The following is an 11,184-nucleotide window of genomic DNA, read 5'->3' as shown; positions in this document are numbered from 1 at the left end:
CAAAGAAACTTTGGGATGGACTCGGTTTGGTCTCGATATTGGATACGGTAAACCGGCTTAATCGCATAATCTGAACCGCCGTATACGGAGCCGTACGTACGGTGGTGTGAGAGGACGGCGGTCGCGAGACCGCCTCCTACTCGATTCCGGGATTTATGTGTTGTTTGGCAGGGCCCCATCGTCGGAACGCCGCCCGGAGCAAGCTCGCTCCCACAGTTGACCGCATTCCAATGTGGGAGCGAGCTTGCTCGCGATGACGGACTTACAGGCCCCACCCATTTACATGCAGAAACGCGACATAGAAGTGTCGTAGATCGGAATGTTCGCCCTCTAACAGTGCGTTTCTGGTCCAAATTCGTTAGGCTACTCGCCATTTTTGCGTCCGCAGCCCACAAGGCAGCAACGCGCTAAAAGGGTTGGTCTTATACGGATCGACAGCATTTCCCTCATCCATAGGGAAATCCCTCTCTAAATTCCGATTCAGTAGTGTGGTATTTCCTTAATGAAAGTGTTGAAAGGCCAGGACATCCTGGCACTTGGTTTTATGACGTTTGCCCTGTTCGTCGGGGCTGGCAACATCATCTTCCCGCCTATTGTGGGTTTGCAGTCCGGTCCCAATGTCTGGATGGCGGCGCTGGGCTTTCTGGTCACGGCGGTCGGTCTGCCGGTGATCACCGTTGTGGCCCTGGCCAAGGTCGGCGGTGCAATGGATGCCTTGAGCAGCCCGATCGGTAAAGTCGCCGGTGGCCTGCTGGCGGCTGCGTGCTACCTCGCTGTTGGCCCGCTGTTCGCGACGCCACGTACCGCCACGGTATCGTTCGAAGTGGGCCTGGCGCCGCTGACGGGCGAGAGCCCGCTGGCGTTGTTCCTCTACAGCTCGGTTTACTTCCTGCTGGTGTTCTTCATTTCGCTGTACCCGGGCCGTCTGCTGGATACCGTAGGGCGCTTTCTCGCGCCGCTGAAGATCATCGCCCTGGCCGTGCTGGGCATTGCAGCATTCGCCTTGCCGGCCGGTGACATTGGCCAAGCCACGCCTGAATACGTGGCGGCGCCGTTTTCCCAAGGCTTCATCAATGGTTACCTGACCATGGATACTCTGGGCGCCCTGGTGTTCGGCATCGTCATCGTCAACGCCATCCGCTCCCGCGGCGTCGAGTCGCCTGCACTGATCACCCGTTACGCGATCATTGCCGGTCTGATTGCCGGTGTGGGTCTGGCGCTGGTTTACGTCAGCCTGTTCCGTCTGGGTTCGGGCAGCCATGAGGTGGCCGCTGGCGCTAGCAATGGCGCGGCGGTATTGCATGCTTACGTGCAGCACACCTTCGGTTCGTTGGGCAGTGGTTTCCTTGCCGTGCTGATCTCACTGGCGTGCCTGGTGACCGCGGTCGGCCTGACCTGTGCCTGCGCCGAGTACTTCAGCCGGGTACTGCCACTGTCCTACAAGACGCTGGTCATCATCCTTGCTGCATTCTCCCTGCTGGTGTCCAACCTGGGCCTGACCAAGCTGATTGCGTTCTCGATCCCGGTACTGACCGCGATCTACCCGCCATGTATCGTTCTGGTGGCGTTGAGCTTCTGCAAGGACTTCTGGCATGAGCAGGGTCGTATCCTCGGCCCGGTCATGCTGGTGTCGTTCATCTTCGGCCTGATCGACGCCCTCAAGGGGGCAGGCCTGGCGGACTGGATGCCGACGCAAATGGCCCACCTGCCGCTGAGCGAGCAGGGTCTGGCCTGGCTGGTGCCGTCGGTGATGACACTGGTGGTCGCGGTAGTTTGCGATCGTCTGCTGGGCAAGCGCGCCGAAGCCTTGGCTTAAGTCGCTTCACGACCCGCCACAAGCGGGTTCTGAACAGAAACAGAAATGCCCCGTATCAATCGATACGGGGCATTTTTTTTGTGAGGGATGCGGTGTCTTTTCCGTTGAGCTAACGTCGAAGCACTGCAACATCCTTTGTGGGAGCGAGCTTGCTCGCGATTGCGGCGGGTCAGTCGACAAACACGTTGAATGCAATGCCGCTATCGCGAGCAAGCTCGCTCCCACAGGGTCTGTGTAATCCGCATTTACGTCACAAGGACCTGCATGTCGTTCATCCAAGCCAACCTGATCCACATTCTTGCCGCTATCTGGTTCGTTATCTGCTGGGGCGGTTACACCCGCTATGCCACATGGAAGGGCCGTGATACGGCGTGCCTGGCCAGTGTTCTGCACCTTTATCGCGAAGACTGGATGCGCCGCATGCTGCTGCGCGACAACCGCATCGCCGATGCCAGCGTGATCGGCAACCTGGAGCGCAATGCTTCGTTCTTCGCCTCCAGCACGCTGATTATCCTGGCGGGTATTCTCACGGTGCTCGGGGCTTCCGAGCGGGCGGTTTCGTTGCTGGCAGATATCCCGATGGTGCAACAGGCGTCCCAAGGCATGTCGGAAATCAAGTTGCTGTGCCTGGCGCTGGTGTTTGTCTATGCGTTCTTTACCTTTAGCTGGTGCATGCGTCAGTACAACTTCGCGGCCATCCTGGTGGGCTCGGCACCCATGGTCGGTGAGCGTCATGTCTCGGAGCAGGAGCGTAAAGCCTTTGCGAGCCGGGCAGCCCGCGTTATCTCCATGGCCGCCAACCAGTTCAACTTCGGGTTGCGTTCATACTACTTCGGCATGACCATGCTGGCCTGGTTCGTTAGTCCATGGCTGTTCATGTTGATGAGTGCCGGTGTGGTGTTCGTATTGTATCGCCGCGAGTTTCACTCCGACGTTCTCGACGTGATGGTCTATACCCCTACGGAGGCGCCATTGCCCGAGGTGAATAAAGAGGCGGCCTGATCGGGTACCCGCGTGCTGGCTATCCAGTGTGTTACTGGAAGGATCTGGCTCGGTAGCGCAGTCCGGTTTGGCTGGTGGGATTAATCTGTTCGCTGTTGTTGATGATTAGTCCAACCTTTCGAACGATTTTGCTCTAACCACTTTTTTCAAGACAAAAGAAAACCCGCACTTGGCGGGTTTTCTTTTGCCACTCTAAAAACCGTATTAGTTCTTAGGTGCTTCCGGAGCAGCCGGAGCAGCCGGAGTGGCCGGAGCGGCCGGAGCAGCCTGATCTTTGGCGGCTTCGGCGTTTTCTTTCGCCGCGTCGTTCACTTTATCCTGAGCTTCGTTCATTTTTTGCTGGGCTTGCTCAGCATGTTGGTTAGCATCTTGAGCTTTGTCCTCGGATTTTTTATCGCAGGCAGCGAGACCGAGGGAAGCGGTCAACATCAAGGCAATAGCTAAAGTCTTACGCATGGGGTGTTTCTCCTGATGAAAAGCATCTACTGGCATTAAGAGCCCAGGCATCAGGGTTAAGTTCCTTAAGTCTTTCAGATATATAAGTTTGTTCTAGTGCGGAACTTTTACCCGGACCGCCACCGCACAGTACGGACATAAACAAGAGTTTTTATCAAATGGCCGAAAACCCCGTTTTTGAGCGTGCGATGCGCTTTCTGTCGGCGCTGCGACATTGTCAGGTACTTGGACTAAGCGTTCACAGCGCCAGCAGCGAAGGGCTGACGATTATGCTGCCGTACAGCCCGCAGATCGTCGGCAATCCGCAAACCGGCGTGATTCATGGCGGGGCGCTGACCTCGCTGATGGACACCGCCTGTGGCATGGCGACGCTCTGCGTGCTCCCGGAATTCGAGGTCTGCCCGACCCTCGACCTGCGCATCGACTACATGCACGCCGCCGAGCCACATAAAGATGTCTACGGCTTTGCCCAGTGCTATCGGGTCACCACCGATGTGATTTTTGCCCGTGGCTTCGCCTATCAGGATGACCCTGGGCAACCGATTGCCCATGTGATGGGCACTTTCATGCGCATGGGCAAGGGCATCAAGGGCACCAAGGGCTTTGGTGGCGCGGTTGCCGGAGGTGCGCAATGAGCGGGTCGCTGAAGGACCAATTGCAAAAGGCCCACGAGCAGGGCGATTACGCCTCGCTGCTGGATTTGATTCCCTATGCCCGGCTGATCGGCGTCGAATGTTCACGGGTGGGAGATGAGTTGCTGTTCAAGCTACCAGCGAACAAGGACAACATCGGTAACCCTTTGTTGCCGGCGATTCATGGCGGTGTGATCGCCGGTTTCATGGAGTTGGCCGCGGCGCTGCACCTGTTGGTGTTTACCGGATCGCCCGGGGTACCGAAGATCATCGACTTCTCCCTGGATTACCTGCGAGCCGGGCAGTTTCGCGATACCTGGGCCCGATGCCAGGTCTGGCGCCAGGGTCGCCGGGTCGCCAATGTGGCGATTACCGCCTGGCAAAGCACCGAAGCCGAGCCCATTGCCACGGCCCGTGCACATTTCAAACTCGAAGAGCCCTTGAAATCCTGAACGGTGCCCCAAACTCTGAGGACAACCCGCCGTCGACCCTCAAGGTCGCGGCTTATGCCATCTGATTGGAGTTTGATGACCATGAGTGTGGAAACTCAAAAGGAAACCCTGGGCTTCCAGACCGAGGTAAAGCAGCTGCTGCACCTCATGATCCATTCGTTGTATTCCAACAAGGAAATTTTCCTTCGCGAATTGATCTCGAACGCCTCTGACGCTGTCGACAAATTACGTTTCGAAGCCCTGGCCAAGCCAGAGCTGCTGGAAGGTGGCGCCGAACTGAAAATCCGCGTGAGCTTCGACAAGGACGCTAAAACCGTCACCCTCGAAGACAACGGTATCGGCATGAGCCGCGAAGACGCGATCACCCACCTGGGTACCATCGCCAAGTCCGGCACCGCCGATTTCATGAAGCACCTGAGCGGCGACCAGAAGAAAGATTCGCACCTGATCGGCCAGTTCGGTGTCGGTTTTTACTCTGCATTCATCGTCGCTGACAAAGTCGATGTGTACAGCCGTCGTGCCGGCAGCGTTGCCGGCGAAGGCGTGCACTGGTCGTCCAAGGGCGAAGGTGACTTCGAAGTTGCGACCATCGACAAGGCCGAACGCGGCACTCGCATCGTCCTGCACCTGAAATCCGGTGAAGACGAGTTCGCCGATGGCTGGCGCCTGCGCAACATCATCAAGAAGTACTCCGACCACATCGCCTTGCCGATCGAGCTGCCGAAAGAAGTGGCAGCCGCCGAAGGCGAAGAGCAACCGGCCGTTGAATGGGAAACCGTCAACCGCGCCAGCGCCCTGTGGACCCGTCCGCGTACCGAGATCAAGGACGAGGAATACCAGGAGTTCTACAAGCACATCGCTCACGACTTCGAAAACCCGCTGAGCTGGAGCCATAACAAGGTCGAAGGCAAGCTGGAATACAGCTCGCTGCTGTACGTGCCGGCCCGCGCTCCGTTCGATCTGTACCAGCGTGAAGCGCCGAAAGGCCTGAAACTGTACGTACAGCGCGTGTTCGTCATGGATCAGGCCGAGTCCTTCCTGCCGTTGTATCTGCGCTTCATCAAAGGCGTGGTCGATTCCAACGACCTGTCGCTGAACGTGTCGCGGGAAATCCTGCAGAAAGACCCGATCATCGATTCCATGAAGTCGGCGCTGACCAAGCGCGTTCTGGACATGCTGGAAAAACTGGCGAAGAACGAGCCAGAGCAATACAAGGGCTTCTGGAAAAACTTCGGTCAGGTCATGAAAGAAGGCCCGGCAGAAGATTTCGCCAACAAGGAAAAAATCGCCGGCCTGCTGCGTTTCGCATCGACCCATGGCGACGATGGCGAACAGGTTGTTGGCCTGGCCGAGTACCTGGCGCGCGCCAAGGAAGGTCAGGACAAGATCTACTACCTGACCGGCGAAACCTACGCGCAGGTCAAAAACAGCCCGCACCTGGAAGTCTTCCGCAAGAAAGGCATCGAAGTGCTGCTGTTGACCGACCGCATCGACGAGTGGCTGATGAGCTACCTCAGCGACTTCGACGGCAAGAGCTTCGTCGACGTGGCGCGCGGTGACCTGGACCTGGGCAACCTGGACTCGGAAGAGGACAAGAAGGCTGCGGAAGAAGTCGCCAAGGCCAAAGAAGGTCTGGTCGAACGTCTGAAGGCCGCGCTGGGCGAATCCGTTGCGGAAGTTCGGGTGTCCCATCGCCTGACCGATTCCCCGGCGATCCTGGCCATCGGCGAACAGGATCTGGGCTTGCAGATGCGCCAGATCCTCGAAGCCAGCGGCCAGAAGGTTCCGGATTCGAAGCCGATCTTCGAATTCAACCCGGCTCACCCGCTGATCGAGAAGCTCGACAACGAGCAGAGCGACGAGCGCTTCGGCGACCTGTCGCACATCCTCTTCGATCAGGCAGCCCTGGCAGCCGGCGACAGCTTGAAAGATCCGGCGGCCTATGTGCGCCGTCTGAACAAGCTGTTGGTCGAGCTATCGGCCTGACTGTGTTGTAGAAAAACCCGCTTCGGCGGGTTTTTTCATTCTGGTGTTCAACAATCAGGAGTCAGAAATGAGCCAAATCACTGTACGTTCCGTTGCCTATCAGATTGACGGCCAGGCCTACGAAAGCCGTCTGGCCTTCGATGCCGACCATAAAGGCCCGCGTCCGGGTTTGTTGATGGCGCCGAACTGGATGGGCGTCAGCGCCGGTGCCGAGGAGATCGCCAAGTCCGTGGCGGCCAACGGCTACGTTGTGCTGGTCGCCGACCTTTACGGTCATTCGGTACGTCCGACGAACAATGACGAGGCGGGCGCGGCGATGATGCCGTTGAAGAATGACCGTGCGTTGCTGCGCAAGCGCATGCAGGTGGCGTTCGAACAGCTGCAAAGCCAGGGTGAAGTGGCTGTCGATACTTCGAAACTGGCCACTTTCGGTTTCTGCTTCGGCGGTTGCTGCGCCCTGGAGTTTGCCCGTACCGGCGCCCCGGTGAAGGCCGCGGTATCGTTCCACGGCACGCTGGACACACCGAATCCGGCCGATGCGAAAAACATCAAGGGTAAGGTCCTGGTGCTGCACGGTGCTTCCGATCCATTGGTGCCGAAAGAGCAGTTGCCGGCGTTCGAAGATGAAATGAACGCGGCGGGTGTGGACTGGCAGTTGCTGAGCTATGGCGGTGCGTTCCACTCGTTCACCGACCCGCACGCCAAGGTGCCGGGCATGATGATGTATGACGCGAAGGTAGCTGCCCGGGCGTTCACGTCGATGCATAACTTGCTGGATGAAGTGTTCAAGGGTTGACTACCCTTAAGATCTTTTGATTTTTTAGCTTAAGGCAATTCGATCCGCTCGCTTTCCCCCGGTACCGTCGGCCAATCCCCGGCCGCCCAGCGTCGGCGTGCTTCATCAATCGCCGCCGGATCGCTCGCGACAAAATTCCAGTTGATCCGCCGTGGCCCATCCAGCGGAGCACCGCCAAACAACACGGCGTGACTGTCGCTTTCAGCAAACAGGGTCATCTCTTCCCCGGCAGGCAGTACCACCAGCGAATGCGGCTCCAGCGGCTCGCCATCCAGTTGCACCTCGCCGCTCAACACATACAGCGCACGTTCTTCATGCTCGGTGGGGATCAGTAATGTCGTCGCCGTTTGCAGGTGCAGTTCCGCGTACAGCGTAGGAGAAAGCACCGGCACTGGTGATTCCAGGCAAAAGCCCGACCCGGCAATCATGCGGATCTTCACCCCCAGGTTTTCGCTGACCGGCAAAGTCGACGCCGGATGGTGACTGTAATGCCCCGGACCTTGCTCTTTGTCCTTGGGCGAAGCCAGCCAGATCTGCAAGCCGTGCATCGTGAAGCCGCTTTCTTTCAGGGCCTCAGGCGTGCGTTCGACGTGGGCGATAGCGCTACCGGCCGTCATCCAGCTGACATCGCCAGTCCCGACCACTTGATCGGAACCGAGGCTGTCCTTGTGCTGGATTTGCCCCTGGAACAAGTAGGTGAGGGTAGACAGGCCAATGTGCGGATGCTGGCGGATGTTCATGCCTTTGCCCGGCGGATAACGGGTTTCCAGCATGTGGTCGAAAAACACGAATGGCCCGACGTTGCGGCACTTGGCCGATGGCAACGGGCGGAGAATCGGCTGGCCTTCGACATCTTCGGTGCGGGGGCGGATCACGAGCGGAGTGTTCATGGTGCGTTCCAGGCTGAGCGGGTGATGCGTTCGAGCATAACCCGCTTGCGCAGCCCTTGCCGCTATTGGCTGAACGCGCCTTCGGACAAATGCGTTTCGATGCTCACTTCAGACGTGGTCATCAGCTTGTGGATCGGGCAGCGATCGGCCACGCGATGCAGTTCTTCACGCTGGGCGTCGGTGAGTACGCCCTTGAGGGTCAGTTTGACGTGCAGCGCGTATTGGCCTTTCTGTTCCTGACTGTTGTCGCGCTTGACCTCCACGCCGACACCGGTCAGCGGGATGTCCTTCTTCCTGGCATACAGCTTCAGGGTCAGGGCCTTGCAGGCGCCTAGCGCGGCATCGAAATAATCGTGCGGTTCCGGCGCAGAGCCATCACCGCCGGCCGTGACGGGCACGTCGGCGAAGAGTTCGTGGTCATCGATTTGTACGCTGTGGCGAAAACCTTCGGCGCAGACAGTGTTGACGGTGACAGTCATGGGAAACCTCGCAGGTATCAGGAAAACTCATTCGATCAAAAAAGACCTTGAAGGTATAGAGCTGTCGCGCTTGTCGGGTGTTCCAGTTTGTAGGAGCGAGCTTGCTCGCGATGGACTTTAACGATGACTCGCCCTTGCGGATACACGCGGTGCCAGTGAGATCATCGCGAGCAAGCTCGCTCCTACAGGTATCGATCCGGATCAGCTGCCTTTGACAGTCTTGCCGTTGACCGTGCCGTCCAGGAGCATGATGTTGTACTCCTTGCCGTCGGTTTCGACCTGTTGCAGGCGGACCAGCAGGTAATCCCAGTCCTTGGCGAACCACATCACGGTGATGCGCTTGTTTTGTGTCGGGTCGCGTACTCGTTCAACCTTGATCGCATCGATCTTGCCGGCCTTGGTGTCGACTTTTTCAGTGCCCAGCACGCGGAAGTCATAGGTGTCGACTTCATTGCCGTCGACCACCTGATAGCTCATGCTTTTCTTGCCTGCGGCAACGTCTTGCTGCAAGGCCAACTGGTAGGTGGATTTGTCGAGCATGCCGCGGTTCAGCGCAACCTTGACCGCGTCGCCGCGATCGGTGCCGGTGATCACTTTGGTGTTCCAGTCGAAATCCAGATCCGATTTCTTGGCCTTGCCCAAACCGCCACGTTCAAAGTGGTAAGACTCTGGAAGAAGCGTGTCCTTGTCCGGGGTCAGGGTGCTTTCCTCGGACAGGCTGGCGATCATCATCGACGCCTTGAAACTGAGCTTCCATTTGCCGTCGCTGGTTTTTTCGAGGCTGCGCTCGGCAGTGCCGCTCATGGGCAGCTGTTTCCAGTCGGCGGTGTAGCTGGCGGAGAAGGGTTGAAGGTCTGCCGCCTGGGCGAAGGGCAAGGCGAGCAGAGCGCAAGCGAAGAGCAGGGCGCGACGCATAAAATCTCCTAGTTTCGAATCAAGTGGCCGCTGGCCGCGAGTAGCTGTCCATCCAGTAAAGCACCTTGCTCGTCGAGGGTCAGACGACCTTCGGCAAACCAGCGTACGGCCATCGGGTAGATCAGGTGTTCCTGAACATGGACCCGCTGCGCCAGACTCTGCGGCGAATCCTGTAACTCTACCGGTATTACAGCCTGTACGACCAGTGGTCCGCCATCGAGTTCCTCGGTGACGAAGTGCACGGAGCAGCCGTGCTCGGTGTCGCCGGCCTCCAGTGCGCGCTGATGAGTGTGTAACCCTTTGTATTTGGGTAGCAGCGAAGGATGGATATTGAGCAGGCGACCCTGATAGTGGCGTACGAAGCCAGCGCTGAGAATGCGCATGAATCCGGCCAGTACCACGAGTTCGGGGTTGAAGGCGTCGATCAGTTCGATCAACGCGGCGTCGAAGGCCTCGCGACCTTCGAAAGCCTTGTGATCCAGGGTGCGGGTATCGATACCCGCGTCCCTGGCGCGTTGCAGGCCGTAGGCGTCGGCGCGGTTGGAAATCACCGCAGCGATGCGGACCGGGCTGTCGCCGGTCCGCGTGCTGTCGATCAGGGCCTGCAAGTTACTGCCGGTGCCGGACAACAGCACCACCACATCACAGGTTTTAGGCATTAGTGTGCCTTAAGGTTCTTCAGTTCGACCTGAGCCGCGCCTTCGGCAGCGGTGGCGATCTGGCCGATGACCCAAGGCTGCTCGCCCGCTTCGCGCAGAACGTTCAGGGCGGCTTCAACGTGCTCCTGGCCAACGCAGATAACCATGCCCACGCCGCAGTTCAGCACGCGGTGCATTTCGTTCTCGTCAACGTTGCCTTTCTCTTGCAGCCAGTCGAACACTGCCGGGCGGTTCCAGCTGGCCACGTCAACCACGGCTTGCGCGCCTTTTGGCAGAACGCGCGGAATGTTGTCCAGCAGGCCGCCACCGGTGATGTGGGCCATGGCTTTGACAGCGCCGGTTTCCTTGATCAGCTTGAGCAGCGGCTTCACGTAGATACGGGTCGGGGCCATCAGCAGGTCGGTCAGCGGCTTGCCGTCGAGCTGGATGTTTTCGATGTCGGCGCCGGACACTTCGATGATCTTGCGGATCAGCGAGTAGCCGTTGGAGTGCGGGCCGGAAGACGGCAGGGCGAGCAGGGCATCGCCAGCAGCAACCTTGGAGCCGTCGATGATTTCGGATTTTTCCACGACGCCGACGCAGAAACCGGCCAGGTCGTAGTCTTCGCCTTCGTACATGCCCGGCATTTCAGCGGTTTCGCCGCCGACCAGGGAGCAACCCGACAGTTCGCAGCCAGCGCCGATACCGGTCACAACCTGGGCAGCGGTGTCGACGTTCAGTTTGCCAGTGGCGTAGTAGTCGAGGAAGAACAGCGGCTCGGCGCCACACACCACCAGGTCGTTGACGCACATGGCGACCAGGTCGATGCCGATGCTGTCGTGCTTGTTCAGGTTCAGGGCCAGGCGCAGCTTGGTGCCGACGCCGTCAGTACCGGAAACCAGCACCGGCTGCTTGTAGCCGGCCGGGATTTCGCAGAGGGCGCCGAAACCGCCCAGGCCGCCCATGACTTCCGGGCGCGCAGTGCGCTTGGCGACGCTCTTGATGCGTTCGACCAATGCTTCACCGGCGTCGATGTCTACACCGGCGTCCTTGTAGCTCAGGGAGGGTTGCTTGCTCATGATCCAGGCCTTTAGGGGGGGATTTCTGGGTAACGACCGAGTC

General features: G+C 58.8%; 12 protein-coding genes and 1 pseudogene. 7 read left to right on the top strand and 6 right to left on the bottom strand.

The annotated features are described in order from the left end of the window. The first annotated feature begins 502 nt into the window (after positions 1-502). The 3 genes and pseudogenes from brnQ to AC1DKH_RS13295 all read left to right on the top strand — a co-directional run. Complete coding sequence (gene brnQ / locus AC1DKH_RS13305) at positions 503-1,816, top strand: branched-chain amino acid transport system II carrier protein (RefSeq protein ID WP_477755726.1); 1,314 nt, start codon at positions 503-505, stop codon at positions 1,814-1,816. Between the two features lie 264 nt (positions 1,817-2,080). Next, a complete protein-coding gene (locus AC1DKH_RS13300; RefSeq protein ID WP_477760055.1) occupies positions 2,081-2,818 on the top strand; it encodes a DUF599 domain-containing protein in 738 nt (245 codons plus the stop codon). 56 nt (positions 2,819-2,874) lie between these two features. Further along, a pseudogene (locus tag AC1DKH_RS13295) lies at positions 2,875-2,955 on the top strand (MAPEG family protein); the annotation flags it as partial. Positions 2,956-3,022: 67 nt separating this feature from the next. Here AC1DKH_RS13295 and AC1DKH_RS13290 read toward each other — a convergent pair. Continuing rightward, complete coding sequence (locus AC1DKH_RS13290; protein WP_477798381.1) at positions 3,023-3,274, bottom strand: hypothetical protein; 252 nt, start codon at positions 3,272-3,274, stop codon at positions 3,023-3,025. 158 nt (positions 3,275-3,432) lie between these two features. Between AC1DKH_RS13290 and AC1DKH_RS13285 the strand changes: the two genes are divergently transcribed. The 4 genes from AC1DKH_RS13285 (at position 3,433) to AC1DKH_RS13270 (ending at position 7,140) form a co-directional block, all read left to right on the top strand. Beyond that, entirely contained in the window at positions 3,433-3,909 is a 477-nt protein-coding gene (locus AC1DKH_RS13285; RefSeq protein ID WP_477798380.1) for a PaaI family thioesterase, read from the top strand. After that, positions 3,906-4,358 (top strand): PaaI family thioesterase, encoded by a 453-nt coding sequence (locus tag AC1DKH_RS13280; protein WP_477798379.1) that lies wholly within the window; start codon positions 3,906-3,908, stop codon positions 4,356-4,358. The genes AC1DKH_RS13285 and AC1DKH_RS13280 overlap by 4 nt, the downstream gene beginning before the upstream one ends. A gap of 81 nt (positions 4,359-4,439) precedes the next feature. Next, entirely contained in the window at positions 4,440-6,344 is a 1,905-nt protein-coding gene (htpG, locus tag AC1DKH_RS13275; protein ID WP_477798378.1) for a molecular chaperone HtpG, read from the top strand. Positions 6,345-6,411: 67 nt separating this feature from the next. Continuing rightward, positions 6,412-7,140 carry a dienelactone hydrolase family protein gene (locus AC1DKH_RS13270; protein WP_477798377.1) on the top strand — a complete coding sequence of 243 codons (729 nt, stop codon included), beginning with the start codon at positions 6,412-6,414 and terminating at the stop codon, positions 7,138-7,140. A 29-nt stretch (positions 7,141-7,169) separates the two neighbouring features. On the opposite strand, the gene AC1DKH_RS13265 is transcribed toward AC1DKH_RS13270, so the two are convergent. From AC1DKH_RS13265 to purM, 5 genes are all read right to left on the bottom strand, one after another. Continuing rightward, positions 7,170-8,030 carry a pirin family protein gene (locus tag AC1DKH_RS13265; RefSeq protein WP_477753350.1) on the bottom strand — a complete coding sequence of 287 codons (861 nt, stop codon included), beginning with the start codon at positions 8,028-8,030 and terminating at the stop codon, positions 7,170-7,172. A 62-nt stretch (positions 8,031-8,092) separates the two neighbouring features. Beyond that, positions 8,093-8,509, bottom strand: coding sequence for an OsmC family protein (locus AC1DKH_RS13260; protein ID WP_477753349.1), 417 nt, complete (start codon positions 8,507-8,509; stop codon positions 8,093-8,095). A gap of 201 nt (positions 8,510-8,710) precedes the next feature. After that, a complete protein-coding gene (locus AC1DKH_RS13255; protein ID WP_477798376.1) occupies positions 8,711-9,424 on the bottom strand; it encodes a DUF3108 domain-containing protein in 714 nt (237 codons plus the stop codon). Positions 9,425-9,432: 8 nt separating this feature from the next. Beyond that, positions 9,433-10,083, bottom strand: coding sequence for a phosphoribosylglycinamide formyltransferase (gene purN, locus AC1DKH_RS13250; RefSeq protein ID WP_477762471.1), 651 nt, complete (start codon positions 10,081-10,083; stop codon positions 9,433-9,435). Next, on the bottom strand, positions 10,083-11,141 hold the full coding sequence (gene purM, locus AC1DKH_RS13245) for a phosphoribosylformylglycinamidine cyclo-ligase (RefSeq protein ID WP_223463324.1): 1,059 nt from the start codon (positions 11,139-11,141) through the stop codon (positions 10,083-10,085). Before purM ends, purN begins: the two co-directional genes overlap by 1 nt. Positions 11,142-11,184 lie beyond the last annotated feature (43 nt).

This window comes from Pseudomonas sp. 05L36, from assembly GCF_056398125.1.
Note: the sequence above shows the minus strand (reverse complement) of the source record. Positions and strands in the feature narration are given on the sequence as shown.